Annotated in this window: 25 protein-coding genes and 4 tRNA genes; 17 read left to right on the top strand and 12 right to left on the bottom strand. The window is 69.3% G+C overall.

Features of this window, described 5'->3' with window-relative positions; genetic code table 11:
- Window positions 1-55 precede the first annotated feature (55 nt).
- Window positions 56-1,084, bottom strand: coding sequence for a Hint domain-containing protein (locus BUR94_RS08630; RefSeq protein ID WP_084192962.1), 1,029 nt, complete (start codon window positions 1,082-1,084; stop codon window positions 56-58).
- Window positions 1,085-1,344: 260 nt separating this feature from the next.
- On the opposite strand from BUR94_RS08630, the gene BUR94_RS08625 reads away from it, so the two are divergent.
- The 6 genes from BUR94_RS08625 (at window position 1,345) to BUR94_RS08600 (ending at window position 6,080) form a co-directional block, all read left to right on the top strand.
- Entirely contained in the window at window positions 1,345-2,127 is a 783-nt protein-coding gene (locus tag BUR94_RS08625) for an SDR family oxidoreductase (RefSeq protein ID WP_074255859.1), read from the top strand.
- Between the two features lie 113 nt (window positions 2,128-2,240).
- Window positions 2,241-3,320: an ABC transporter ATP-binding protein gene (locus tag BUR94_RS08620; protein WP_074255858.1), complete on the top strand. Its 1,080-nt coding sequence runs from the start codon at window positions 2,241-2,243 to the stop codon at window positions 3,318-3,320.
- A gap of 159 nt (window positions 3,321-3,479) precedes the next feature.
- The gene (tatA, locus tag BUR94_RS08615; RefSeq protein ID WP_074257645.1) at window positions 3,480-3,695 is read left to right on the top strand and encodes a twin-arginine translocase TatA/TatE family subunit; all 216 of its coding nucleotides are present in this window, start codon (window positions 3,480-3,482) and stop codon (window positions 3,693-3,695) included.
- A 21-nt stretch (window positions 3,696-3,716) separates the two neighbouring features.
- Window positions 3,717-4,379, top strand: a complete 663-nt coding sequence (tatB, locus tag BUR94_RS08610; RefSeq protein ID WP_074255857.1) for a Sec-independent protein translocase protein TatB — start codon at window positions 3,717-3,719, stop codon at window positions 4,377-4,379.
- A gap of 4 nt (window positions 4,380-4,383) precedes the next feature.
- Window positions 4,384-5,241, top strand: coding sequence for a twin-arginine translocase subunit TatC (gene tatC, locus BUR94_RS08605; protein ID WP_074255856.1), 858 nt, complete (start codon window positions 4,384-4,386; stop codon window positions 5,239-5,241).
- Between the two features lie 14 nt (window positions 5,242-5,255).
- The gene (locus BUR94_RS08600) at window positions 5,256-6,080 is read left to right on the top strand and encodes an ATP-binding protein (RefSeq protein ID WP_074255855.1); all 825 of its coding nucleotides are present in this window, start codon (window positions 5,256-5,258) and stop codon (window positions 6,078-6,080) included.
- A gap of 184 nt (window positions 6,081-6,264) precedes the next feature.
- Here BUR94_RS08600 and BUR94_RS08595 read toward each other — a convergent pair whose 3' ends face one another.
- From BUR94_RS08595 to BUR94_RS08580, 4 genes are all read right to left on the bottom strand, one after another.
- A complete protein-coding gene (locus tag BUR94_RS08595) occupies window positions 6,265-7,461 on the bottom strand; it encodes a peptidoglycan DD-metalloendopeptidase family protein (protein WP_074255854.1) in 1,197 nt (398 codons plus the stop codon).
- Between the two features lie 52 nt (window positions 7,462-7,513).
- Entirely contained in the window at window positions 7,514-8,164 is a 651-nt protein-coding gene (locus tag BUR94_RS08590) for a protein-L-isoaspartate(D-aspartate) O-methyltransferase (RefSeq protein ID WP_074255853.1), read from the bottom strand.
- A complete protein-coding gene (gene surE, locus BUR94_RS08585; protein WP_074255852.1) occupies window positions 8,161-8,946 on the bottom strand; it encodes a 5'/3'-nucleotidase SurE in 786 nt (261 codons plus the stop codon). Before surE ends, BUR94_RS08590 begins: the two co-directional genes overlap by 4 nt.
- Before the next feature lie 159 nt (window positions 8,947-9,105).
- Window positions 9,106-9,750: an SDR family NAD(P)-dependent oxidoreductase gene (locus BUR94_RS08580; protein ID WP_074257644.1), complete on the bottom strand. Its 645-nt coding sequence runs from the start codon at window positions 9,748-9,750 to the stop codon at window positions 9,106-9,108.
- Window positions 9,751-9,903: 153 nt separating this feature from the next.
- Between BUR94_RS08580 and BUR94_RS08575 the strand changes: the two genes are divergently transcribed.
- A complete protein-coding gene (locus BUR94_RS08575) occupies window positions 9,904-10,977 on the top strand; it encodes a hypothetical protein (RefSeq protein WP_074255851.1) in 1,074 nt (357 codons plus the stop codon).
- A 38-nt stretch (window positions 10,978-11,015) separates the two neighbouring features.
- Here the strand turns inward: BUR94_RS08575 and BUR94_RS08570 are convergent, their stop codons facing one another.
- The 3 genes from BUR94_RS08570 to BUR94_RS08560 form a co-directional block, all read right to left on the bottom strand.
- Window positions 11,016-11,276: a hypothetical protein gene (locus BUR94_RS08570; protein WP_074255850.1), complete on the bottom strand. Its 261-nt coding sequence runs from the start codon at window positions 11,274-11,276 to the stop codon at window positions 11,016-11,018.
- Window positions 11,277-11,422: 146 nt separating this feature from the next.
- A complete protein-coding gene (locus tag BUR94_RS08565) occupies window positions 11,423-12,112 on the bottom strand; it encodes a DUF2199 domain-containing protein (protein WP_074255849.1) in 690 nt (229 codons plus the stop codon).
- A gap of 31 nt (window positions 12,113-12,143) precedes the next feature.
- Entirely contained in the window at window positions 12,144-13,574 is a 1,431-nt protein-coding gene (locus BUR94_RS08560; protein WP_074255848.1) for an MFS transporter, read from the bottom strand.
- Between the two features lie 109 nt (window positions 13,575-13,683).
- On the opposite strand from BUR94_RS08560, the gene BUR94_RS20275 reads away from it, so the two are divergent.
- The 6 genes from BUR94_RS20275 to BUR94_RS08530 all read left to right on the top strand — a co-directional run bounded on the left by BUR94_RS20275 (window position 13,684) and on the right by BUR94_RS08530 (window position 15,608).
- Window positions 13,684-14,103, top strand: coding sequence for an HU family DNA-binding protein (locus BUR94_RS20275; protein ID WP_084192961.1), 420 nt, complete (start codon window positions 13,684-13,686; stop codon window positions 14,101-14,103).
- 12 nt (window positions 14,104-14,115) lie between these two features.
- A tRNA-Val gene (locus BUR94_RS08550) sits at window positions 14,116-14,190 on the top strand.
- 94 nt (window positions 14,191-14,284) lie between these two features.
- A tRNA-Val gene (locus BUR94_RS08545) sits at window positions 14,285-14,360 on the top strand.
- 135 nt (window positions 14,361-14,495) lie between these two features.
- Entirely contained in the window at window positions 14,496-15,341 is an 846-nt protein-coding gene (locus tag BUR94_RS08540) for a hypothetical protein (protein WP_074255846.1), read from the top strand.
- 64 nt (window positions 15,342-15,405) lie between these two features.
- Window positions 15,406-15,482, top strand: a tRNA-Asp gene (locus tag BUR94_RS08535).
- Between the two features lie 49 nt (window positions 15,483-15,531).
- Window positions 15,532-15,608 (top strand) — tRNA-Asp (locus BUR94_RS08530).
- Window positions 15,609-15,885: 277 nt separating this feature from the next.
- On the opposite strand, the gene BUR94_RS08525 is transcribed toward BUR94_RS08530, so the two are convergent.
- Both BUR94_RS08525 and BUR94_RS08520 read right to left on the bottom strand, forming a co-directional pair.
- Window positions 15,886-16,755 carry an alpha/beta fold hydrolase gene (locus BUR94_RS08525; RefSeq protein WP_074255845.1) on the bottom strand — a complete coding sequence of 290 codons (870 nt, stop codon included), beginning with the start codon at window positions 16,753-16,755 and terminating at the stop codon, window positions 15,886-15,888.
- An 82-nt stretch (window positions 16,756-16,837) separates the two neighbouring features.
- Complete coding sequence (locus tag BUR94_RS08520) at window positions 16,838-18,217, bottom strand: dipeptidase (protein ID WP_074255843.1); 1,380 nt, start codon at window positions 18,215-18,217, stop codon at window positions 16,838-16,840.
- A 223-nt stretch (window positions 18,218-18,440) separates the two neighbouring features.
- Here BUR94_RS08520 and hemA point away from each other — a divergent pair, with 223 nt between their 5' ends.
- The 3 genes from hemA to ispG all read left to right on the top strand — a co-directional run bounded on the left by hemA (window position 18,441) and on the right by ispG (window position 22,805).
- Window positions 18,441-19,658, top strand: a complete 1,218-nt coding sequence (hemA, locus tag BUR94_RS08515; protein WP_074255842.1) for a 5-aminolevulinate synthase — start codon at window positions 18,441-18,443, stop codon at window positions 19,656-19,658.
- Window positions 19,659-19,855: 197 nt separating this feature from the next.
- Window positions 19,856-21,559, top strand: a complete 1,704-nt coding sequence (locus tag BUR94_RS08510; protein ID WP_074255840.1) for a helix-turn-helix domain-containing protein — start codon at window positions 19,856-19,858, stop codon at window positions 21,557-21,559.
- 118 nt (window positions 21,560-21,677) lie between these two features.
- The gene (ispG, locus tag BUR94_RS08505) at window positions 21,678-22,805 is read left to right on the top strand and encodes a flavodoxin-dependent (E)-4-hydroxy-3-methylbut-2-enyl-diphosphate synthase (RefSeq protein ID WP_074255839.1); all 1,128 of its coding nucleotides are present in this window, start codon (window positions 21,678-21,680) and stop codon (window positions 22,803-22,805) included.
- Between the two features lie 41 nt (window positions 22,806-22,846).
- Here ispG and BUR94_RS08500 read toward each other — a convergent pair whose 3' ends face one another.
- Window positions 22,847-23,596, bottom strand: coding sequence for a DsbA family protein (locus BUR94_RS08500; RefSeq protein ID WP_074255837.1), 750 nt, complete (start codon window positions 23,594-23,596; stop codon window positions 22,847-22,849).
- 125 nt (window positions 23,597-23,721) lie between these two features.
- On the opposite strand from BUR94_RS08500, the gene BUR94_RS08495 reads away from it, so the two are divergent.
- Window positions 23,722-24,861 carry a pyridoxal phosphate-dependent aminotransferase gene (locus BUR94_RS08495; protein WP_074255835.1) on the top strand — a complete coding sequence of 380 codons (1,140 nt, stop codon included), beginning with the start codon at window positions 23,722-23,724 and terminating at the stop codon, window positions 24,859-24,861.
- On the opposite strand, the gene BUR94_RS08490 is transcribed toward BUR94_RS08495, so the two are convergent.
- The gene (locus BUR94_RS08490; RefSeq protein ID WP_074255834.1) at window positions 24,852-25,352 is read right to left on the bottom strand and encodes a hypothetical protein; all 501 of its coding nucleotides are present in this window, start codon (window positions 25,350-25,352) and stop codon (window positions 24,852-24,854) included. The two genes, BUR94_RS08495 and BUR94_RS08490, sit on opposite strands and share 10 nt — an antisense overlap.
- Window positions 25,353-25,376: the final 24 nt, after the last annotated feature.

Raw genomic sequence — 25,376 nt, 5'->3', positions numbered from 1 at the left:
CTGACGCAGGCCCACGATAGCCAAGGCGCGGGCCGGCTCAAAGCTCTAACCCATGTCAGCGCCCCGCGCTGCCGCGGAAGATCTTGCGCCGCTTGTCGGGGCTCAACTGCTCGCCCGAGACCTCGGTGCCGAAGGCGGGGGTATGGGCGAGGTCGCCGAATTCGGCCTCTATGCCGGCGGCGATCTCGCCGGGCAGGCTGTGCCGGGTGTCGGGCGAAAGCTCCAGCGATTCCACGGGGATGCACTCGGCGTAGATCACCTCGTGGTGGTCGAAGACCAGGGTGAAGTAATCGACGAAGCCGCCCTTGCGCACGAAGACCGCATCGTCATCGACCAGCAGGGCGGCCTTGACCAGCATCTCGGCGGTCTCGGTCACCCGGTCGGCGCCGCGCTGGTAGACGAAGAGGCGCTGGTGCTGGCTCAGGATCAGGTCGGCGGCGTTGCCCAGGGTGTCCCTGGTGATGACCACGGGGGCATAGGCGCCGACGGCGCGCACCGTCTGGGTGCCGATCCAGCGGACCGGCTGGGCGCCGTGGTCGCGGGTCAGCACGCGGTCGCCGGGCGCGAGATCTTCCACCGGCCTCTGCGCCCCGGAGGCGAGGGTGATGGCGGTGCCGCGGGCGAAGGCGAAGGAGGTGAGATCGGAGAGATGCACCTCGCCGGGGTCGTTCGATACGCCGATGAGGGCGTAGTCCACCCGCGGCTCCATCGGCTGCAGCGGCAGGAAGTGCCGCGTGCCGCCCTCGGGGCCGGGGAGCTCGATGACCACAAGCTCGGTGCCGCCGCCGTCGCCGCCCATGAAGGTGAGCCGCCCGGCGAGGGTCACGGCATCGCCGGCGCGACCGATCTCGGAATCGCCGGCCACCAGCAGCCGCCCGGCCTCGCTGACCAGCGCCAGCTTGGAGACCTCGGCCTCCTCGGCCAGCCCGTAGGTATCGCCCTCGCAGAGCTCGTCGGTGGGGCCCAGCCTGTCGCCCAGGTTGGCGCCGGAGGTGACGTGGAGATCCTGGCCGCTGAACACGTGGCAGCCGTAGCTCGCCCTGCGGTGCGCGGATGGGGAAGAGGGGGCAGGGGACGTGGTCATCAGCACTCAGTCGTTCGCGATCTGCGGAGACCTGCCCCGCAGCCGTTTGTGCCACCACCTGTGGCAAGTCTTACTCCGGGGCCCGGCCGATGGCAAACGGGCCGCTAGTGCGAGGGTGGTTTGGGGGCAGGATGTGGCAATTGTGCAGGGTCACAATTAAGAAAGACACAACGCGCGGGACGAGCCGCTGCGAGGGCGGCCTGCTGGCGAATCGGTGAACCGGCGGGCATGTCTGCACAAACACATCAGGGAGACGCGAGATGGATCTGGGAATTTCGGGCAAGCGGGCATTGGTTTCGGCCTCGTCGAAGGGGCTGGGGCTGGGGTGCGCCCGGGCGCTGGCCGAAGCGGGCTGCCGGCTGGTGATGAACGCCCGCGGCGAAGAGGCGCTGGAGGCGAGCGCGGCGGCGATCCGGGCCGACTTTGGCGTGGAGGTCGAGACCGTGGCCTGCGACGTGACCACCGAGGAGGGGCGGGCCAAGCTGCTGGCGGCCGCCGGGCAGGTCGAGATCCTGGTCACCAACGCGGGCGGCCCGCCGCCGGGCATGTGGAAGGACTGGAGCCGTGAGGATTTCATCAAGGCGCTCGATGCCAACATGCTCACCCCCATCGCGCTGATGCAGGCGGCCCTGCCGGGCATGATGGAGCGGCGCTGGGGCAAGGTGGTGAACATCACCAGCCAGTCGGTGAAGAGCCCGATCGCGGTGCTGGGCCTGTCGAACTCGGCACGGGCGGGCCTGACCGGCTTTGTTGCCGGCACGGCGCGGCAGGTGGCGGAATATGGCGTCAATATCAACAACCTGCTCCCCGGTATTCATGCGACCGACCGGGCGAATTCGCTCGACAGGGCGGTCTGCGAGAAGGAAGGGATCAGCATGGAGGAGGCGCGGGCCAAGCGGGCCTCGACCATCCCCGCCAACCGTTACGGCACGCCCGAGGAGTTCGGCCAGACCTGCGCCTTCCTGTGCTCGCAATACGCGGGATACCTGGTGGGGCAGAACATCCTGCTCGACGGCGGCTCGCTGAACTACACGCTCGCCTGAGGGGGCGGTTGGTGGCAGCCTGACGCGGCAGCTTGCCCGCTTGCCGGGCTCGGGAGGGGCTGCTACCACGCCCGAAGACCGAGGTTTTCGCTCGGGAAACGGAAGGCAGAAGCGTGGGCGAGAGCTACCGGCTTGAGGTGCAGAACCTGACGCGCCGCCTGGGCGGGCGCGAGATCGTGCGCGACCTGTCGTTGCAGGTGGCGGCGGGGCAGGTGACCTGCCTGCTCGGGCCGTCGGGCTGCGGCAAGTCCACGACATTGCGCATGATCGCCGGGGTGGACCGGCCGGACGCGGGGCGCGTGCTTGTGGAAGGCGCCGAGGTCAGCGGGCCGGGGATGTTCGTGCCGCCGGAGGCGCGCAACATCGGGCTGATGTTTCAGGATTTTGCGCTGTTTCCGCATCTGACGGTGGCCAGAAACGTGGGCTTCGGCCTGCCGCGCGGCGCGGCACGGGGCCGGGTGGAGGAACTGCTGGAGCGGGTCGGGCTGGCCGGGCACGCGGGCAAGTACCCGCATGAGCTCTCCGGCGGCGAGCAGCAGCGGGTGGCGCTGGCGCGTGCGCTGGCGCCGAAGCCGCGGGTGATGCTGATGGACGAGCCCTTCTCGGGCCTCGACATGCGGCTGCGCGACGATATCCGCGACCAGACCTTGAGCGTTCTGAAGGAAGAGGGCACCGCGGTGCTGCTGGTGACCCACGAGCCCGACGAGGCGATGCGGATGGCCGACGAGATCGCCCTGATGCGCGAGGGCGAGATCGTGCAGCACGGCGCGCCCTACACGATCTACAACAACCCGGTAGACCGGAAGGCGGCGGCCTTTTTTAGCGATATCAATGTTTTGCGGGGCAAGGTTGAAGGGGCGCTGACGGAGACGGCCTTTGGCACCTTCCTCGCGCCGGGGGTGCCCGACGGTCAGGAGGTGGAAATCGTCATCCGGCCGCAGCACCTGACCATCGACCTCGACCGCGCGGGCCGGGGGCCGAACCCGACCGAAAGCCACGGCATGCCGGCGCGGGGCGTGGTGGAGCGGGCCCGCTTCATGGGGCGCGAAAGCCTGGTGGAGCTGAAGATGGACCACGACGGCGCGGTGCTTCGGGCCACGATTCCCTCGGTGTTTCTGCCGAAACCGGGGACTGTGCTCTGGCTCACCATCCGGCGCGACAGGTGCTTTCTGTTTCCTGTGCGCACCAAATGAGGGCGGGCTGCGGCCATCTGCCCCCCGGAATTGGTGAAACGTGATGGAAAGGCCCCTTTCACCCGGGGCCGAAACTCCATAAATAGGGGCGACCTCACGGGGTGATACCGCCGCGTGGCAGGGTTACAGGGATCAAAGGACGGGCAAATCATGCAAGCGATGTTCATCACCAATATCCCCCCGGTCGGATGGCTGCTCATTGCCGTCGTGGTGCTGGTGCTCTTCGGGCGGGGCAAGATCTCTTCGCTCATGGGTGAAGTGGGCAAGGGGATCACCTCGTTCAAGAAGGGCGTTTCGGAGGGCAACAAGGAGCTCGAGGACGCCGATGCGGCGGCCGCGCGCGACGTGACGCCGGAAGAGAAAGACAAGGTCTGACAGGCGTTTAGGGGTCAGACGATGGGCTGGAGCGAGCTTCTGCTGATCGGCGTCGTGGCGCTGATCGTGGTGGGTCCGAAGGACCTGCCGGTGATGTTCCAGTCACTCGGCAAGATGACGGCCAAGGTGCGCCGCATGGCGCGGGACTTCTCGCGCGCCATGGAGGACGCGGCCGACAGCACCGGGATGAAGGACGTGGCCAGCGACCTGAACCGGACGATGAGCCCCAAGTCGATGGGGATCGACAAGCTGCGCGATGCGGCGGACCGGTTCGACAAGTGGGACCCCACGAAGAAAGAGCCTGAAAAGAAGCCCCTCGGGCCGGAAACCCAGAAGCTCTCGGAAGAGCGGGCGGAGGCCAAGCGGAAGATCCAGGAGGCCAGCGCCAAGGCGGCCGAAGAGCGCAAGCGGAAGGAAGCCATCGCGGCCTCCGAAGCGGCCGAGATGGCGGGCGAGCCCGAGGCGGAACCCGCGGTCAATGGGGCGGAGCCGCCGGCGAAAGCCGCGGCGAAGAAACCGGCTGCCAGGAAGGCGCCTGCCGGGACGGCGGCGAAACCGGCCGCCAGGAAGCCCGCCGCAAAGAAGCCTGCCCCGAAGAAGCCCGCGGCCAAGAAATCCGCTGCAAAGACAAAGCCCAAGCCTGCCCCCAAATCCGGGGCTGCGGGCGATGCGGGCGTGAGCTGACCCGATGACACAGGCCGAAGACGAACTCGACGACAGCTCCGCGCCGCTGATCGAACACCTGGCGGAACTGCGCACCCGGCTGATCCGGTCGGCGGTGGCCTTCATCATTGCGGTCTTCATCTGCTTCTATTTCGCAGATCCGATCTTCGATTTCCTCAAGCAGCCGGTCTGCCATGCGATGGCGGAGCGGATGCAGAGCTGCAATCTCCAGATGATCCGCCTTCAGGACGGCTTCTTCGTGCAGATCCGCATCGCCATGCTGGCCGGTTTCGCGCTGGCGTTTCCGGTGATCGGCTTCCAGCTGTGGCGCTTCGTGGCGCCGGGACTCTACCGCTCGGAGCGCTCCGCGTTCCTGCCGTTCATGGTGTCGTCGCCGGCGATGTTTCTGCTTGGCGCGGCCTTCTGCTACTACGTCGTGATCCCGCTGGCCTACGACTTTTTCCTTGGGTTCCAGGACTTTGGCGGCCAGGTGCCGGCGGGCGAAACGGCGGATGGCGACCAGGTGGTGGCGGGGTCGGGCTCGGTGGTGTTCCAGGGCTCGATCTCGGAATACCTGAGCCTGACGATCACCTTCGTCATGGCCTTCGGGCTGTGCTTTCAGCTGCCGGTGCTGCTCACGCTGCTGGGCAAGGCAGGGCTGGTCTCGAGCGCGGGGCTGGGGGCGGTGCGGAAATACGCGGTGGTCGCGATCCTGGTGCTGGCCGGCATCGTGACGCCGCCGGACGTGTTTACCCAGGTCATCCTTTTCGTGGCGGTTTATGGCCTCTACGAGATCTCGATCTTCCTCGTGGCGCGGGTCGAGAAGAAGCGCACGGCGCGGCTCAGGGCCGAGGGCGTGCTGGACGAGGACGAAGAATTTTGAGCGTCGATGACCCGATGGACCGGATCGCGCAGGCGCTCGAGAGGATGGCGCCGCCGCCGCTGAAAACTCCCGACTTCACAATGGCTTCGGCCTTTCTCTGGCATGCGGACCCGGACGGGCTGGAGCCGGTGGGAGAGGTGAACCGGGTCGATATCGGCCTGCTGGTGGGGATCAACCGCTCGCGCGACACGCTGGTGGCCAACACCCGCCAGTTCGCCGCCGGGCTGCCTGCCAACAACGCCCTGCTCTGGGGTGCGCGGGGCATGGGAAAATCGAGCCTCGTCAAGGCGGTCCATGCCGCTGTTCAGGTGGATTGTCCGGAGCTGAAACTGATCGAGGTGCAGCGCGAAGACCTGCCCTCCATCGGGCGGTTGCTGGGGCATCTGCGCCGATCCGACGCGCGATTCCTGCTGTTTTGCGATGACCTGTCGTTCAGCCATGACGACGAACATTACAAATCCCTCAAGGCGGTGCTCGATGGGGGCATAGCCGGACGGCCCGAAAACGTGGTGTTCTATGCCACCTCGAACCGCCGCCACCTGATGCCGCGGGACATGATCGAGAACGAGCGGTCGACCGCGATCAGCCCGAGCGAGGCGACCGAGGAGAAGGTCTCTCTCTCCGATCGCTTCGGGCTGTGGCTGGGCTTCCATCCGTGCACCCAGGACGAATATCTTGAAATGATTTCAGGCTATTGCGCGGAGCATGGCGTCGAGGTCGAGCCTGATGTGCTGCGCGCCGAGGCGATCGAGTGGCAGGCCACGCGGGGCGGGCGCTCGGGCCGGGTGGCCTGGCAGTTCTTCACCGACCTGGCGGGCCGGAAGGGCGTGAAGCTCTAGGCTCGGGCGGGGTGGTTCGACCCCGGTGCCCGGCCCGGCCCTGTTAACTTTTGCGCCGTTAACCGACATATCCGCCACAGGCACAAGTGATGCACAACCCATGCACAACCCATGCATACGGGGTTTTGCACCACATGGTTAACCTGACTGGACCGTGCGGGGGCCCGTGGCCCCCTCCGCCGGATCAGGGCAGGTATTGCGCCGGATCGACCGCCTTCAGCCCGTCACGCACCTCGAAGTGCAGGAACGAGGGGTTGCCCGAGCGGACCTTGGCGATGGTCTGCCCCTTCGACACCTTGTCGCCCTTGGCGACGGTCAGCCCGTCGACGTTGGCGTAGACGGTCAGCAGGCCGCCGCTGTGGCGCAGCACGAGGATCGGCACCTTGTCGGTGCTCTGGGTGATGGCGGCGACGGTGCCCGCATCGGCGGCCTTGACCGCAGTGCCGGCGGGCGCGCCGATGTCGATGCCGTCGGACTTGGCCGAGAAGGCGCGGATGATGTTGCCCTGCACCGGCGTGCTGAAGCGCGCCTTGGAGGCGGAGGCCTGAGTGGCCTGCTTGCCGAGGTCGGGGCTGGCGGGCGTGCCGGGGGCGGGCTTGGCCTGGGAGGTCTGGGTCTGGGCCGCGGCGGGCTCGTCCTTGGGCAGCGGCGTGGCGGCCGAGGGCGGCGTGGGCGTGGCGGAGCCGGCGCCGGGCCGGGTGACGGTGGCCTGGCTCGGCCGGCTGGGCGCCTCCGGCGGGATCAGCAGGGTCTGGCCGATGCGCAGCGTGAGCTTGTCGTCGAGCCCGTTCCAGTCGTCGAGCGCCTGCACCGACACGCCGTAGAGGCGCGAGACGGAATAGGCGGTTTCGCCGGACTTGACCACGTGGCGGATGGGCTCCTGGCCGGTCTGGGGCGCGCGGGCGGGCGTGGCGGGTTGTGCCGGGGTGATGGTGCCCCCGGTCCTATCTTCGGCGCGGGAGATCGCGGTGTCGGCCAGAACGGCGACATCGACCTGCTCGGCGGGGCGGATCGGGCCGGTGGCGATGGCGCCGGTGGCGGGCGAGGGCTCGGCCACGCGGCGCGGCAGCAGCAGGACGGAGCCGGCGTTGAGCGGCGCGCCGGGGGGCACGGAGTTGCGGGCGGCGAGCTCGCTCTCGGGCAGGCCGATGCGGGCCGCGACGGTGCTCACGGTATCGCCGCGCCGGGCGACGGCGACCTGGTAGCCGGGATAAGAGAGGATGCCGCGGTCATCGGGCGCGGGGCGGGGCTCGGTGGCCTTCTGGGCGGCCGAGGTGGTGTTGAAGCCGCCGCCGAAGCCACGGAAGTCGCTGTCCAGGTCTTCGCAGGCGGCCAGCCCGAGAAGGCTCGCGGATGCCACGAGAGTTGCGGTGAAACGCATGACGCTCGTTCCCTCAATATGGTGGGGATGCCTTATTGCGGCACCTCCCTGACTACTCTTTGCCCAACCCCTCGAGGAGCGGAACGAAACGCACGTCGCGCAGCTCGTCGTAGCGCAGGCCCTCTTCGGTGCGGTGCACGCGGATCAGGCTTTGCACCGCGTCCGACTGGCCAACGGGCAGCACCATGATACCGCCAATCCGAAGCTGGGCCAAGAGCGGGCCGGGCGGGTCTTCGGCGGCGGCGGTGACGATGATCTTGTCGAAGGGCGCGTGCTCGGGCAGGCCGTGGGAGCCGTCGGCGGTGAAGGTGGTGACGTTGGTCAGCCCGAGATCCTGGAAGAGCGCCTCGGCGGTGCGCGTGAGGCGGCGGAAGCGGTCGACGGTATAGACCCGGCGGGCGAGCAGGGCGAGGATCGCGGCCTGGTAGCCCGAGCCGGTTCCGACCTCGAGCACCTTGTCGCGGGGCGTGAGCTGGAGCGCCTGGGTCATCAGGCCGACGATGGAGGGCTGCGAGATGGTCTGGCCGCAGGCGATGGGCAGCGGCGTGTCGTCATAGGCGCGTTCGGAGAAGAGGCCCTGGACGAAGCGGCCGCGGTCGATCCGTTCCATCGCCTCGAGCACGTGCTTGTCGGTCACCCCCCGGGAGCGCAGGGCGAAGAGGAACTGCATCTTGCGTTCCGCCTCCGAGGGCGTGTGGCTCATCCCAGGCGCTCCCGCAGGGTTTGCAGGGCGTCATGGGCGGTGAGGTCGGCGCGCATCGGCGTGACCGAGATGTGCCCGTCGAGCGTGGCCTCCACGTCGGTGCCCGCCCCGGTGCGCTCGTGCTGCTCGCCGCCCTTGATCCACAGGAACCGGCGGCCGGAGGGCGCGATGTGGGGCTCGACGGCGAAATTGGTCTTTTTCCTGCGGCCTTGCGAGGTGATCTTGATCTCGCCCACATCGGCTGCGGGACAAGGCGGGAAGTTGACGTTGTAGAAGGTGTGGTAGTCCTCGCCCTCCCAGAGCCCGTGTTCGAGCAGCGCCCGCACGGTTGTGGCGCCGTGGGCGGCGGCGGCCTCGAAGGGGTTGTCGAGACGGACGTTCTCGGGGCCGTAGAACTGGCTCAGCGCGATCGAGCGGATGCCCTGCAGCGCCCCTTCCATCGCCCCGCCGATGGTGCCGGAGTAGACGGTGTTCTCGCCGGCGTTGTTGCCGCGGTTCACGCCCGAGAGCACGAGGTCGGGCGGGCTGCCGGCGAGCACGTCGTAGAGGCCAGCGAGCACGCAGTCGGCCGGGCTGCCCTCGGCGGCAAAGCGGCGCGGGGCCAGCTCGGCGATCATGGTGGGGTGGGTGTAGCTGATGCAGTGGCCGACGCCGGACTGCTCGAAGGCGGGGGCCACGACCCAGACCTCGCCGGAGGGGCCGGCCAGATCGGCTGCGATCTGCTCCAGGACCTCAAGTCCCGGTGCGTTGATCCCGTCGTCGTTGGTGATGAGAATGCGCATCCTGCCCCGCCCTTTCGTTCCTCCCTGAATAGGCGAGGGTCCGGCGGCTCACAAGCGGAACACCGCCGCAGCAGGCCAGAGCTGTGGCATTTTGTTGCGGCAGGGCGTCGTGCAGCCTGGCCGAGGGCGCGGGCGCGGGGCGCACGCGCCGGGCGTGGCTCAGCCCGTGATTTCGGGCAGCAGGCGGGCGGCCTCGTCGGCGGGGGCGGCGAGGGGTGCGCGGTCTTCGCCGGGGAAGAAGCGGGCGCGGGTGGCGGTGGGCATCGGCCGGGGCGCCAGGATCAGGACGCGGGGGCCGGTCTTGACGGTCTCGGCCTGCCAGCTGCGGGCGAGCGCGATCTGAGCGGCCTTGGTGGCGCCGTAGTGGCCGAAGAACTTGTCGCCGGCGCGGGCATCGTCGAAGAAGGCCGCGGTGCCGGAGCGGGCCAGCAGGAGCGGCTCGACCAGGCCGATGAGGCGGCGGGTGGCGGTGGCATTGGTGTCGAGGCTCTTCTGCCAGTCCTTTTCGTCGAGATGCGCGGCCGGGCCGAGGGGGGCTGCATGGACGGCGGCGTGGATCCACAGGTCGAGCCCGCCCCAGCGCCCGGCAATGGAGGCCACGAGCTGCTGCATGGCAGGCTCCACGGCGATGTCCATGGGCGCAAGGGTGGCGGCGCCGCCGGCGGTGCGGATGCGGTCATCCAGCTCTTCCAGCGCGCCGGTGGTGCGCGCCACGGCGATGACGTGGTGGGTGGGGGCGAGGGCTTCGGCCAGGGCGGCGCCGAGGCCGCGCGATGCGCCGGTGACGAGGGCTGTCTTTTCCATGCGGCGGGTGTGGCGCGGGGCGCGGGTGTCGTCAAGCGGGGAATGGCGGCGCGAAAAGCCTTTGGGCCGCGCGGCGGGGGCTGGCATGATCGGTGCGGGGCCGCCGGATCGGGCAGGCCCTCGCGCGGATCGACCGGACCGGGAAAGGCCGAGATGAAACCCTTGCTGGCGGCCCTTGTTCTGCTGTGCGTCGCAGGTGTGGCGCGAGCGGAGGATTATCTGGACAGCCCGGCGCTGTTTGCGGCGGCCTGGGAGCGGCTGGCCGGGGCGTTGCCGCAAGACACGGTGGCGCTCAGGGTCGAGGTGGAGCCGGCGCGGATCGGGCTGATCGCTCTGGCGCCGGAGGGCGGCGCGGCGAGCTGGCAGGTGCGCAGAGTGCGGCTTCTGCTGGCGATGGACCGGCTGGAGGGCCCCGAGGTGGTGGCGCCCCCGGTGCCGGGCACCAGCCCGGAGGCGGCCGGCTTTGCGGTCTCTGACCTGGCGATGGAGCGGCTCCCGGATGCGGTCGAGGCGGCGCGGATGCGCCTGGACCCGCGCGGGGAGGCCGAGGTTCGGTCGGTGACGATCGCCCGCAGGCTGGAGGTGGGCGCGGCGCCGGGGCAGGGTGCGCTCCGCTGGGTGGTGGAGCTGGAGGCCAGCGGCCAGACCCTGCGCGTGGAGCTGGGCCCCGAGGGCGCGCCGCTTGGCCTGGGCGAGGCCGCAACGGGCGCGGAGGCCTCGGGGGAGGGTGAAGATTGGCCCGATCTTCTCTTGCCCGACGGGGTGCGGCTTGAGGAGGTGCAGGCGGGCTTCGAAGCGCTCTTGCCGCCTGGCGCATTGGTGCAGGACATCGAGATCGACCGCGAGCGCATCACCCTGTCGGTCGCCGCGCCGGACAGGCCGGGGGTGATCCGGCAGCTGCGCTGGGAGCGCGGGCGATTCAGCCCCGCGCTGGTGGACCTGCCGGAACGGCTGGCCTTGCCCGAGGCGGGGCGGCTCGGGCCGTTCCGGCTGAGCGATCTGCGGCTGGCGGAGGTGCCCCGGCTGGTGATCGCCGCCCGGCGGGCCAGCGGGCACCGGGAGGTGCGGCGGCTGCATGGGCGGCTGGTGCCCGGCGTGCGGGCGGAGAGGCCGGTGTGGATCGTGCGCCTTGCCGAGGAGGGCGCACCGCCGGGGGCGGCGGGCGAGTGGGAGGTGCGGCTTGCGCCGGGCGGCGCCCTGCTCGGGGTGGTCGAGCCCGGGCGCTGAGGGGCCGGGGCCAGGCGGCCGGGCCCAGGTGCGCTGCGTCAGGCGGGCAGGGCGAGGCGGAGGGGCTTTCCATCCATCGAAAGGGTCACGCTGCCGGCGTCGATGGCGGTGACGGTGCCGCCGGCGGCGGAGGTGCCGGGGCGGACGGTTTCGGTGCGGCCATTGCGGTGGCGCAGGATCGCGCGGCGTGCGTCGGGCTTGCCGGTCACCGCGATGAGGCTCAGCGCCGAGAGGTCGAGCGCGTTGGACGTGGTGGCGATGCGGGCGGCCTTGGTCTGGCCGGATGACGATTGGGTCACGGGTGTGGTCTCCGGGAATGGCAACGCCCGGGCGTGAACCCGGGCGGTTGCTGATGAGGAGCGTGGAGCTATCAGGCCCCGGGGCCTGCGGCCAGAGGGCCTTGGGTCGCAGGCGTTCAGACCGGCGTGAGGCGGCGGAGACTTGCCTATCCGTTGGGGTCGTCAGGGCCCGGACCGGGGGATTGCCCGGGCTCTGCGGCGGGATCGACCTCGGGGTCATGGTCGAGATGGCCGCGCAGGTCGGTGCCGAGGGCGGCGTAGATCTCGAGCAGGGAGTCGAAAGTGAGGCCCTGCTGCTGGGCGTGCCGCAGGCCCCCGCCCTCGGCAAAGAGGGCCGGGCGGTCGGTTGGCCCGGCGGTGGTGAGCAGGCAGGGGACGGGCATGCGCGGATCGCTGCCCGGCAGGTCGTTGGCGAGCATGGCCTCGCAGCCGTCGAAGGGGGGGAAGGGTGGCAGGGTAGAAGCGGCATAGGCCTCGAAGTGCTCGCGCGCCACCCGCGCCCAGGGGCCGAAGCAGATGTAGCCGTCGTATCCGGTGATCGGCACGGGCAGGATGCAGCGGATGAAATGGGCGTCGCGGTAACGGCAAAGGTCGCTGGTCAGCCGGTCGCGGCCGACCTGCATCAGCACCTCGCCGGTGGCGTGGCGCGAGCCGTGGGGCCAGACGGCGGGGTGATCGAAGCCGATGTCGGCGAGGCCCGGCGAGCCGATCCCGCAGCAGGGGCAGCGCCAGTCGGGGTTCAAGAAGCGGGGCCAGCGCGGATCGCGGTCGAGCGCGGGATCACCGGAGGCGGTGGTCAGGGCGTCGGAGAACCATTGCGGGGCGTGGAAGGCCATGGGGAAGATGTGGCCGGATGCGCGCGGGCGGTCAAGGGGCGGGGGCCGGATCGGAGGGGGCCGGACTGGAGGGGGCCGGGTCGGCGGAGGAGGCGGTGTGGAGCCTGCGGGCCGCGAGCAGGGCGGTGCAGGCGATGAGCGCGGCGGTGCCCCAGAGGGCTGCGAGCGGCAGGACGGTGGCGCCTGTCGCGAGGGCGGGCAGGAGGCCGGTGACGCCCGCGATCCATCCGAAGAGCCCGGCGCCGGTGGCAAAGCCCAGGGTCTGCACGGTGGGCATGAAGGAGGCGGTGCGGGGGCGTTCGGCCTCGGGCGCGGCCTCCATGACGAGCTGGTTGGCGGGCCCCCAGGACAAGCCGAAGGCGGCGCCGGAGAGCGACTGCCCCAGCAGCACCAGCGGCAGGGTGGCGGTGACGAAGCCGGTGCCGACGCAGGCCGCGCCGGCGATCTGGAGCGCGGGCGCCACCCGCAGGGCGGCTTGGCGGCGGTGGGCGGGCAGGCGGCCTGCCACCACGGCCCAGAGGCTCCAGTTCAGCGCCATGGTCACCACCACCCAGCCGGTGAGGATTGTGGAGAGCCCGAAGATCGCCCGGGTGCAGAGCGCGGTGAAGATCGACGACACGCTTTGCGCCACGGGCATCAGGAAGATCAGCCATGTGCCGGCCCCCAGCGGGGTGAGGGTGAAGGCCCCGGACGGAAAGAACCGGGGCCGCGGGCGGCGGCGGTCGGTGGCGAGCGCGAGGGCCAGCAGGGCAAGGCCCGCGGGCAGGCCGAGCGCTGCCGCCGGGCTTTCGGGCAGGGCGGAGGGCAGGGCGAGCACGGCGGCCCCGGCGAGGCAGAGCGCCACCGGCCCGAGTGGCGTGCGGCGCTGGATGACGAAGCCGTCGGCGGCGCGGCGTGGCAGGATGGCGGCCCCGGTGGCGAGGAAGACCAGCGCCAGCGGCAGGCCGGTGAGCATGGCCACGCGCCAGCCCGCGTGTTCGGTGGCATAGCCGCCCGCCAGCGGGCCGAGCGCCGCCGCCAGCGCCCAGACGGTGGCCTCGACAGCGAAGACCCGCGCCACCACGGCGGCGGCGAAGAGCTGGGGGATCAGCGCGTAGCAGAGCGCGGCGATCACCCCGTCGGAGAGGCCCTGGAGCGCGCGGCCCAGCGCGAAGGCGGCGCCGGAGGAGGCCGTGGCGGTGAGCAGGGTGCCCGCGACGAAGCAGCCGGCCGCCCCCAGCGCGGTGGCGCGGGCCCCGATGCGGGCGCGGATCTCGGCCGAGGTCACGCCGCCGGCCACCACGGCGATGAAGAAGAGCGCATAGACCAGCGGCAGCATGGTCAGCGCGCCGAGGCTCTCCATCGCCACCGGAATCGAGGCCGAGATGGCGAGGTCGTTGAAGGCGTGCATGCCGATCCCGGCGGAGATCGCCAGGACAGGGCCGCGGGTGCCGGGGGAAAGCAGGGAGAGGCTCTGTGTCATCCCTGCAAGCTCGAGCCTCAACCTTGGTTGAGGTCAAGACCAAGATTGCAAGGGCAGGGTGACGTGCTAGGCTGCCGCGCAAGAGCAGCATCAGAACGGAGTGGCAGGCATGCCCGGACCCCGCAAGACCGATGGACCCCCAAAGCCGCGCGCCGCCGGCACCCGCAGGACGGCCGCCAAGAAGCCGGCCCCGGCGGTGAAGCTGGTGGAGCCCGCGCCCAAGCCCGAGATCACCGTGGTCACGCCGGCCGAGCCGGTGGTGAGCGAGAAGATGGTCAAGAAGAACGACCTGATCGACCGCGTGGTGGAGGCCTCGGGGCTCAAGCGCAAGGACGTGAAGCCGGCGCTGGAGGCGATGTTTGCCGAGATGGACAAGATCATCGGCGAAGGCGCGACGCTCCAGATCCCCGAGCTGGGAAAGCTGATGATCCACAAGCGCAAGCCGGTGGCGAACGGCGAGATGGTGATGCTGAAGCTCCGCCGAAAAACTGCCGCCAAGCCTCTTGCAGAGGACGGCGACAACGGCTAAATCGCCCCCCACGGGTGATTAGCTCAGTGGTAGAGCGCTTCGTTCACATCGAAGATGTCAGGAGTTCAAATCTCTTATCACCCACCAGTTTCGGGGCCCCGTCGCTGAAAGGCGCGGGGCCTCTCTCATCCCGGGGGGCTTGATCCGGGTGCGCCCGTCGCGCCAGAGCCCTCGCTGGTTGGGGTCGTTAGCTCAGTTGGTAGAGCGCTTCGCTTACACCGAAGATGTCGGCGGTTCGAGCCCGTCACGACCCACCATCTCTCTTGCCTTGCTCTCCGCGATACCCTCTGGACCGGCCAGCGGCGGGCTGTCCCCCTGGCGGTTCTGGACAGGGTGGCGTTGCCTCGCCTAGCCTCTCGCCCACAGGTTTGTGCGATTTCGAAGGGGGCGGCATGGTGCGTGTGGCGGGGATGGCCTGCGGTCTGGTGACCTGGGCGGCGGGGGCGCTGGCGCAGGAGATGCCGGGCTGCGAGGCGCCGCTCTATCTCGATGGCGCGCCCGAGGGGGCGGAGGCGGAGGTGGTTCATCGGATCGAGGCCTGGCCCGGCGCCTTTGGCGGCACGGTGGAGTGCCTGCGGGCGCTGAAGGACGGGGTGGTGGAGCAATACTGGGCGGAGTTCCTGCCCGCGGGCAGCGAGACCGAGGAACATGTCGCCTATGCCGAGGGGCGGATCACCTATTTCCTGAAGTTCCGGGGCGAGGAGGGCGGGGCGCGGCCGGTGGCCGATTGCGCCCGCCGAAAGGCCGGCGGCTATGTGTGCCGGGTCGACATGGCGGCGGGCAAGGGCCTGTTTCTGGTGCGGTTCTTCGACGAGGCGCTCCAGTTCACCGGGATCCGGGTCATGGCCTTTCCGGCCTCGGGCGTGGTCAACCCGGCGCTCTGGGAGATGGTGGGCGACGACGTGGCGGCGGGGCGGATGGCGATGGAGATGGAGCTGAAGCTGCCCGAGGCGGCGCGCAGCTGGCCGCTGAGCGCGCAGGAGGAGAGCGTGCCCGACAACCCCGTCTGGGGCTTTTCGGGCGATGCGGCCTGGGCGGTGATGGAGGCGCTCTACACCCGACGCCAGCCGGTGGTGCTGGAAACCCGGGTCATCAACCGCGTGGACGGGCAGGAGGTTGTCACGACCGCCACGCAGGAGATCTCGGCCGGCAACCTCACATGGCTCATCGACAAGCTCGCAAAGGTGGAGGAACTGATGGTTTCGGACCTCGAACGGACGAAGGCCATCAAATACTGAAAGCGCGCGATTGGCCGCTTGACGAGGCCGGACGGCTTGCATAGAAGCCCCCCTACAGCGCTGCGCGGTTGTAGCTCAGTTGGTTAGAGTACCGGCCTGTCACGCCGGGGGTCGCGGGTTCGAGCCCCGTCAACCGCGCCACGCTGTCCTTGCCTTCATGGCAGGTAGACTTGCCTTATCAGGCCCATGCGCGGTTGTAGCTCAGTTGGTTAGAGTACCGGCCTGTCACGCCGGGGGTCGCGGGTTCGAGCCCCGTCAACCGCGCCACCTTCTCCTTTCAGTCTGAACGCGTTCTCCTTTTGACGGGCGTTTTGCCATGGGGGCGATGCCCCGTCGCCATTGGGCTCGACCCGATGGCGCCACAATGGCGACCCCTCGGGAACAACTGCAGCAAGACAATGGGGCTTGGAGCAGTTTCGGGGGCCGGTGCGGGGGGCGGTTTCGCGCGCGTCAAGGTTAATGCCGGTTAAGGTTAATGCGGGGAGGAGACTGGGGCGCGGGGCGGCGGGGCCTTCAAGGCTCGCAGGCTCAGAGGCTCGGAGTCTTACAGCGCTTCGAGGAAGCTCTTGATGGCCTCGGCGGTCTCTTCCGGGGCGGTGTCGGGGAAGAAGTGGCCGCCGGGGAGGGCGGCGTGGGTCATCGTGCCGGTCTTTGGCGCCCAGGTGGCGGGAACGTCGTAGAGCCGGGCCATGGCACCGGAGGCACCGTAGAGGATCTGGGCGGGGCAGGCGATGCGCGCGCCCAGGTCGGCCGCGTCGTCGGCGAGGTCGCGTGTGAGGGTGGTGCGGTAATCGTTGCACATGGCGCGGCGGGTCTCGGGGTTGGCCCAGGCGGCGCGGTAGGCCATGAGCTGGCTTTCGTGGAAATCGGAGAGCTGCGCGGCGCCCCAGCCGAGGAGGCAGGATTCGTAATAGGCCTCGGGGTCGGCGGCGATCATGCGCTCGGGGAAGGGCTCGGGCTGGGCGAGGAAGAACCAGTGGTAGTAGCTCCGGGCGACCGGGAGTTTCAGCTCGGTGAGCAGGGTGTGGGTGGGGACGATGTCCATCAGGGTGACGGCGGAGAGGCGGTCGGGGTGGTCGAGCGCCATGCGGTGGGCGACCCGCGCGCCGCGGTCGTGGGAGACGACCGCGAAGGTCTCGTGGCCGAGATGGGACATGAGGGCAGCGAGGCGGCGGGCCATCTCGCGGAAGGAATAGGGGGCGAGGTCCTGTGGCTTGTCGGAGGCGCCGTAGCCGGGCAGGTCGGCGAGCACGACGGGGTGGCTGGCGGCGAAGGCAGCGGCGATGGGATGCCACATCGCGCGGGTTTGCGGGAAGCCGTGGAGGAAGAGGAGGGGGAGGCCGGTTGGGGAGCCGCCGGTCTCGTATGCGATGGTCAGGCCGTCGATTGGGGTGGTGTGGGGGGTGAAGGTCATGGTGCGGTCATCCTCGGGCTTGAGCCGACGATCTCGTCGGGTGGAGATCCTGGGGTCAAGCCCGAGGATGACGGTGATTGCCTCAGCTCTTGGCGAGGGCCGCCAGGATTCGGGCCCAGCTGCGCGTGCCCTTGTGGAAACTCTCCACGTCGTATTTTTCGTTCGGGCTGTGGATCTGGTCGTCGTCCTTGCCGAAGCCGATGAGCATGGCGTCCATGCCGAGGATCGACTTGAAGTAGCCGGCAATGGGGATGGAGCCGCCGCAGCCGACGTAGGCGGCATCAACGCCGTATTCCTCGGTCAGGGCCTGGCGGGCGGTTTCGAAGGCAGGGTGGGCGGTGTCCATGTGGCCGGCGGGCGAGGTGCCGTGTCCGTGGAACTCGACCTCGCAATCGGGCGGCAGCATGGAGCGGACCATCGCGCGGAAGCTCTCGCGGAGGGCCACAGGGTCCTGCTCGCCGACGAGGCGGAAGCTCACCTTGGCGGAGGCCTTGGAGGGCAGCACGGTCTTGAAGCCGTCGCCGGTGTAGCCGCCCTTGATGCCGTTGATCTCGCAGGTGGGGCGGGACCAGAGCTGCTCGAGCGCCATGCGGCCCTTCTCGCCGGCGAGCTCGGAAAGGCCGACCTCTCCGAGGAATTTTTTCTCATCGAAACCGAGGGCTTGCCAGCTTTTCTTGAGGTTGTCACCGATCTCGGGGACGCCGTCGTAGAAGCCGGGCACGGTGATGCGGCCCTCGTCGTCGTGCAGCGCGGCGAGGATGCGGGTGAGCACGCGGATGGGGTTCATCGCGGCGCCGCCATACATGCCGGAGTGCAGATCCTTGCTGGCCGCGGTGATGGTCAGCTCCTCGCCCAGGAGGCCGCGGAGCTGGGTGACGATGGCGGGCACGGTATCGGCGAAGAGGCCGGTGTCGCAGATCAGCGCGATATCGGCCTTCAGCTCCTCGGCGTGCTCCTTCATGAAGGGGATGAGGGAGGGCGAGCCGGACTCCTCCTCGCCCTCGAAGAAGATCGTCAGCTTGCAGGGCAGGCTCCCGTGCTCGGCGACCCAGGCGCGCAGGGCCTCGACGAAGGTCATCAGCTGGCCCTTGTCGTCGGAGGCGCCGCGGGCGCGGATCACGCGGCCCCTGGGGGTGTCCTGGATCTCGGGGTCGAAGGGGTCCCGGTCCCACAGGTCGAGCGGGTCGACGGGCTGCACGTCATAATGGCCGTAGAAGAGCAGATGGGGCGCGCCTTCGGGGCCGCCGTGGGCCACCACCATCGGATGGCCGGGGGTGGGGCGGGCGGAGGCTTTGAGGCCCAGCGACTGAAGGTCTTCGACCAGCCAGTCGGCCGCGCGGGCGCAGTCGGGCTTGAAGGCGGGGTCGGTGGAAATGGAGGGGATGCGGAGCAGCTCCATCAGCCGCTCGAGCGCGGCGGGTAGCTGAGAATCGATACGGGCGAGAACGGGGTCGATGGACATGGTGCCTCCTTGATTTCGGCGGAGGGTAGCACCGGGCAGGGGAGTGTCCAGCGGGCCGGAGTCATGCCCGGGCGTGCGCTTTTCGTGAAATCCACGTGATCTGGATCAAAGCGCCAAAATATCGCAGGTGAGAAACATTCACGAAATGCTATGGCTCTGTTAAGACTTTACGACGCCGCAGAGCGGATCAAGGAGGACGCGCCCCGTGACTTGCAAGACGGACATGCTCGACAAGTTTGATGCAGCCCTCGACAGGCTGCACGAGGAAGGCCGCTACCGGACCTTCATCGACATCGAGCGCCGGAAGGGGCATTTTCCGCATGCCGTGTGGATGAAGCCCGACGGATCCGAGCAGGACATCACGGTGTGGTGCGGCAACGACTATCTCGGCATGGGGCAGCACCCGGTGGTGCTGGAAGCCATGCACGAGGCGCTGGAAGCCACCGGCGCGGGCTCGGGCGGGACGCGCAACATCAGCGGCACGACCGTTTACCACAAGCGGCTGGAGGCCGAGCTGGCCGACCTGCACGGCAAGGACGCCGCGCTGCTTTTCACCTCGGCCTACATCGCCAATGACGCAACGCTAAGCACGCTGCCCAAGCTGCTGCCTGGGCTCATCATCTACTCCGACGAGCTGAACCACGCCTCGATGATCGAGGGCATCCGCCGCAACGGCGGGGCCAAGCGGGTGTTCCGGCACAATGACGTGGCGCATCTGCGCGAGCTTCTGGCCGCCGACGACCCGGCGACGCCGAAGCTCATCGCCTTCGAGTCGATCTACTCTATGGATGGCGATTTTGGCCCGATCCGGGAGCTTTGCGACCTGGCCGACGAGTTTGGCGCGCTGACCTATCTCGACGAGGTGCACGCGGTGGGCATGTACGGCCCGCGCGGCGGCGGCGTGGCCGAGCGCGACGGGTTGATGGACCGGATCGACATCATCAACGGCACGCTGGGCAAGGCCTTTGGCGTGCATGGCGGATACATCGCAGCCAGCGCGAAAATCTGTGATGCCGTAAGGTCTTATGCGCCGGGCTTCATCTTTACCACCAGCCTTCCGCCGGTGGTGGCGGCCGGGGCCGCGGCGAGCGTTGCGCACCTCAAGCAGGACCAGACGATCCGCGACCAGCACCAGACCAACGCCCGCATCCTGAAGATGCGGCTGAAGGCGCTGGGGCTGCCGATCATCGACCATGGCTCGCACATCGTGCCGGTGATCGTGGGCGACCCCAAGCACACCAAGATGATCTCGGACATGCTGCTGGAGCAGTACGGGGTATACGTGCAGCCGATCAACTACCCGACGGTGCCCCGGGGCACCGAGCGGCTGCGGTTCACCCCCTCGCCGGTGCATGGCCCCAAGATGATCGACGGGCTGGTCAAGGCGATGGACGGGCTCTGGAACCACTGCGAACTGAACCGGCAGGAACTGTCGGCCTGAGGCAGGCTGCCACGCCGCGGCCTGGTGGGAGCGCAGTTTCGCGTGCTGCTGCCGCATCGGCAAGAAGCCTCCTGCACATGCTTCTGCAAGTGCATCGGTATTGGCATCATGGTAATCTGCACGTGATCGCGGCGTGATGCGCACGAATCGCCGTAGATCTTGGGGAAAAACACGCAAATTCGCGCGGGGCAGGGCAGATGATCAGGCGCAGGCCGCCAAAGCCGGAAGCGGAGGACACGCCTCCCAAGGGGTTCGATGATTTCGATCTTCGGCTCGGCGATATCATGCGCGGCGAGCGGGCGACGATGGGCAAGAGCCTGCTGGACGTTCAACGCGAGCTGAAGATCAAGGCGACCTACATCGCCGCGATCGAGAATTCCGACCCGAGCGCCTTCGAGACCCCCGGTTTCATCGCAGGATACGTGCGCTCCTACGCGCGCTACCTCGCGCTCGATCCGGAATGGGCCTTCGAGACCTTCTGCCGCGAGGCCGATTTTGCCACCCTCTCCGGGCTGGAGCAGGGCGGGCGCAAGGGCGAGAGCGCCAAGGTGTCGAAGGAGGCGGCTGCCGCCGCCGATGGTGCGCTGGGGGGCATGCTCACCCGGCTGAAGGGCGGTGCGCCCGGGGCCCGGGGCAAGGGCGGCGCCAAGGCGCGGCCGCTGACCCGCGTGGCCGGCGCGCGCGATCCCTTTGCCGAGCCCAGCGTCAGTTTCACCCCGCGCGCAGAGGGGATGTTCTCGAAGATCGAACCGGGCGCGATCGGCTCGTCCTTGGTGCTGCTCGCCCTGATCGGCGCGGTGGGCTATGGCGGCTGGGCGGTGCTCCAGCAGTTGCAGCGCGTCTCCGTCGCCCCGGTCGACGAGGCGCCCGGCGTGCTGGCCGACCTCGATCCGCTGGCAGTGCCTGCGGCGCCCGAGGGCGACTCGCCGCAATATGCCGGCGTGGATGCCGCGACGCCCGATGCGCTCGACCGGCTCTACCGTCCGCAGGCGCTGGACACGCCGGTGATGGTGCCGCGCGATGGCCCGATTGCCGCGCTCGATCCGCAGGCCCAGGGGGCGCTTGCGCCGGGGGCCGGTTTTGGCCAGGGCGGCACGCTGATGGCCGAGACCAGCGAGGTCATCCGCGACGACGGCACCGAGGTGGAGACCGCCGACGTGCTCGAACTCGTCGCCACCGCCCCGGCCTGGGTGCGGGTGCAGGACGAGGCGGGCAACATTCTGTTCGAGAAGACCCTGAACGCCGGGGAACGCTGGATCGTGCCCGAGGGCGAGCGTGCCGCGGTGCTGCGCACGGGCGCGGCGGGGGCCGTCTACTTTGCCATGGACGGCAAGACCTATGGCCCGGCCGGGCCGAGCGGCAACGTGGTGTCGGGGGTCGAGCTGACCCGCGACGGGCTGCGCGACGCCTTCACGGTGGCCGACGGGGCGGGGGACGATGCGCTGGCCCGCGTGCTGGCCGAGGCGCCGCAGAAGCCGCTGAACGCGCCCGAGAACTACGAGGAGCTGCGCCGCGCTGCCGAGGCGATCGTGGCCAATGCGCCCAAGGTGACGGCCGATGGCCAGCCGGTGGTGGAGCTTGTCGCCGTGCGCCCGAGCTGGGTGCGGGTGCGGGCCGCCGATGGCAGCACCATCTACGAGCGCACGATGCAGCCGGGCGACCGTTACGTGGTGCCGCAGGCCGAGCTGGCGGCGACCCTGCGCACCGGCGATGCGGGCTCGATCTACGTTGTCACCGGAGGCCAGGCCTACGGGCCGGTGGGCAGCCGGGGCGAGGTGGTTTCGAACTTCGCGCTGAGTGCGGAGGGGGCGACCGAAGGGCTGGCCCTGGCCGACCTGACGCGCGACCCCGCGTTGAAGGACGTGATGGTGGCGGAAAACGCGCCGCTGGTATCCGAATAGAGCAACCCGGGAGCCGCGATGACGGCGCAGCCGAGGACGGCGCGCGGTTTTCTCGCATTGCCGCCCGAGGGCGCGCGGCCTATGTCTCGGGCTGACGCGTGAACGTTTCGGAGGCCCCATGTCGATCAACGCAGTGCGCCCTTGGAAAAACATCTACCGCCGGGAGAGCCGGCAGGTGATGGTGGGCAAGGTGCCGGTGGGCGGCGGCGCGCCGATCAGCGTGCAGACCATGACCAACACGCTGACCACCGACGTGAAGGCGACGGTGGCGCAGGTGCTGGCGGCAGCCGAGGCAGGGGCGGATATCGTGCGGGTCTCGGTGCCCGACGAGGGATCGAGCCGGGCGCTGAAGGAGATCGTGGCCGAGAGCCCGGTGCCGATCGTGGCCGACATCCACTTTCACTACAAACGGGCGCTGGAGAGCGCCGAGGCGGGGGCGGCCTGCCTGCGGATCAATCCGGGCAACATCGGCGATGCCAAGCGGGTGACCGAGGTGGTGCGGGCCGCCAAGGACCACGGCTGCTCGATCCGGATCGGGGTCAATGCCGGGTCGCTGGAGAAGCACCTGCTGGAGAAATACGGCGAGCCTTGCCCCGAGGCGATGGTGGAGAGCGGACTCGATCATATCAAGCTGTTGCAGGACAACGACTTTCACGAGTTCAAGATCAGCTGCAAGGCGTCGGATGTCTTTCTCAGCGCGGCGGCCTACCAGCAGCTGGCGGAGGCGACGGATGCGCCGATTCACCTGGGTATCACCGAGGCGGGCGGGCTGACCTCCGGCACGATCAAGAGCGCCATCGGCCTCGGCAACCTGCTGTGGATGGGGATCGGCGACACGATCCGGGTGAGCCTTTCGGCCGACCCGGTGGAAGAGGTGAAGGTGGGCTTCGAGATCCTGAAGAGCCTCGGTCTGCGGCACCGGGGCGTCAACATCATCTCCTGCCCGAGCTGCGCCCGGCAGGGATTTGACGTGATCAAGACGGTGGAGGCGCTGGAGCGGCGGCTGGAGCACATCAAGACCCCGATGAGCCTCTCGATCATCGGCTGCGTGGTGAACGGGCCGGGCGAGGCGCTGATGACCGACGTGGGCTTCACCGGCGGCGGCGCCGGGCACGGGATGGTCTACCTGGCGGGCAAGCAGGACCACAAGATCAGCAACGACCAGATGATCGAGCACATCGTCGAACAGGTCGAGGCCAAGGCGGCGCAGATCGAGGCGGCGGAGAAGGCGGAAGCGGCGGAGTGAGCCGCTGCCGCGCGTTCAGGCATCCCGGATGAAGCGGCGCGTCACTTCGCGTCGCGGGCCTCGCTGACGAGGCCCATCATGGCTTGCAGGGGCACGTAGCCGCGCAGCATCTGGTCTTCGAGCACGAAGGTGGGCGTGCCGCTGATCTGCATCTGCTGGGCGAGCGCGCGGTTCTCGGCGATGACGGCGCTGACCTCGTCGGAGGTCATGGCGGCGAGCACCGGGGCCGGGTCGAAGGCGGCTTCGGCGGCCAGGGCGGTGAGCGAGGCCTCGTTGATCTCGCCGCGCATCTGCATCAGCCCGTCATGCACGGCCTTGTAGGCCGCGTCGCCCTCGACCTGGAGCGTGGCGATGGCGAAGCGGGAGGCCAGCTCGGACTGTTCGCCGAGGATCGGGAACTCCTTGACGATGAAGCGGATGTTGCCATCGGCCTCGATCAGGCTCTCGACCTCGGGAAAGGCCTTCTTGCAGTACCCGCAGCGGTAATCCATGAACTCGACGATGGTGATGTCGCCCTCGGGGTTGCCGCCGACCCAGCTGAAGCCGTCGTTGAAGAGCGCATCGGCGTGAGAGGACACGAGGGCCACGTCGCCCTGGGCCTGGGCCTCGGCCTGGCGCTCCTCGAGCACGCCGATGGCCTCCATCAGCACCTCGGGGTTGTCGAGCAGGTAGGCGCGGATCTCGGCGCGGAAGGCCTCGCGCTCGGCATCGCTCATCGCGGCCATGTCGAAGGCGGCGGCGGGCAGGGCCGTGAGGGCGAGGGTGGCGGCGAGAAGGGGGGCGCGGAACATGACTGTCGTCCTTTGGCTGGCAGGTTGCGGCGGGTTTCGCACGGTTCGTGCGGTGCCGCAAGCGAGGGCGATGTTGACGGCAGGGCGCCGCTTGGGTGTGGTGGCCACAGGTTAAGGAGAGGCAGATGCGGGTTTCAAGGCGAAGCGAGGTCGATCCCTTCATCGTGATGGACGTGATGGAGGCCGCGCGGGCGGCGGAAGCGGCGGGGCGCAGCGTGATCCACATGGAGGTAGGCCAGCCGGGCACGCCGGCACCGGCGGGTGCGCGGGCGGCGGTGGCGGCGGCGCTGGAGGCGGGGCCGCTGGGCTACACCGTGGCGCTGGGGCTGCCGGAGCTGCGCGCGGGGATCGCGCGGCTTTATGCACGCTGGTACGGGGTGGAGCTGAACCCGGAGCGGGTGATCGTGACCACGGGCTCCTCGGGGGCCTTCCTGCTGGCCTTCTCGGCGCTGTTCGACGCGGGCGAGAAGGTGGGGCTGGGGGCGCCGGGCTATCCGAGTTACCGGCAGATATTGCGGGCGTTGAGCTTGCAGCCGGTGGAGATCGAGGCGCGGCTGGCCACCCGGATGCAGCCCGCGCCGGAGGATGTGCCTGAGGGGCTTGCGGGGCTGATCCTGGCCTCGCCGGGCAACCCGACCGGGACGATCCTGAACCGCGGCGCCCTGTCGGCCTTGCTGGAGCGGGCGGGGGAGATTGGGGCGAGCGTTGTCAGCGACGAGATTTACCACGGGCTGCACTACGGCGATCGGGCGGTGAGCGCGCTGGAGCTTACGGATGATGTTGTGGTGATCAACTCCTTCTCCAAGTATTTCAGCATGACCGGCTGGCGCGTGGGCTGGATGGTGGTGCCGGAGGCGGATATCCGCACCTACGAGCGGCTGGCGCAGAACATGTTCATCTGCCCGCCCCATGTGGCGCAGGTGGCCGCGTTGGCGGCGCTCGACTGCGAAGAGGAACTGGAGGCCAACCGGGCCGTCTATGCCCGCAACCGGGCGGCGATGCTGGAGGGCTTGCCCAAGGCCGGCTTTACCCGCTTCGCGCCGCCGGATGGGGCGTTTTACGTTTATGCGGACGTGTCGGAGCTGACCGAAAACAGCCTGAACTTCTCCCGGCAACTGCTTGAAAGGGCAGGGGTTGCGGCGACCCCGGGCCTCGATTTCGACTCCGCGCGGGGTGCGAAGTGGCTGCGGTTTTCCTATGCGCGGGGCGAGGCGGATATTGCCGAAGGGCTGCGGCGGCTGATCGAGGTCGTGCCTCAGATGTAGTCGCGCAGGCTCGCCAGAAAGGCGGGCACGCGCTTCAGCGTCTCGGCGGTGGCGGCCAGGGTCTCGGGGGTGAAGCCCGCCTCGGGCGAGAGTGCGGCGACGATCTCCTGCCGGGTCTCCTCGTCGTCGTCCTCCAGCTCCAGCCGCTCGGCGGAGGCCAGCAGCTCGAGCGCCTGGTGGACCGATTTCATCTGACGGAGCGCCTCCGACATCGGGCCGGCCAGCTCGGGCGTATCGACCCAGGTGGCGCCGTCGAACACCTCCTGGGTGACCCGCTGCCCTGCGCCGTGGCAGGTGTAGCGGGCACAGCCGGAGAAGCCCTCGGCCTCGAGGTGGTCGTAGATGGTGCAGGCATGGCCCGCGAGCTTGGGGCAGGGCAGGCCGGCGGGTTTGTCGATGGCGAAGTCATCGCCCGCGTCGAAGGCCAGCGCCATGCAGCAGAGCGCGGCGCAGTGCTCGCAGTCGGGGGTGAGGTCGGGCAGCTCGGTCATGGCGATTGGCGGGGTGTCCCTGCC

This window comes from Vannielia litorea (assembly GCF_900142295.1).
In the GTDB taxonomy this organism is placed as follows: domain Bacteria; phylum Pseudomonadota; class Alphaproteobacteria; order Rhodobacterales; family Rhodobacteraceae; genus Vannielia; species Vannielia litorea.
Note: the sequence above shows the minus strand (reverse complement) of the source record. Positions and strands in the feature narration are given on the sequence as shown.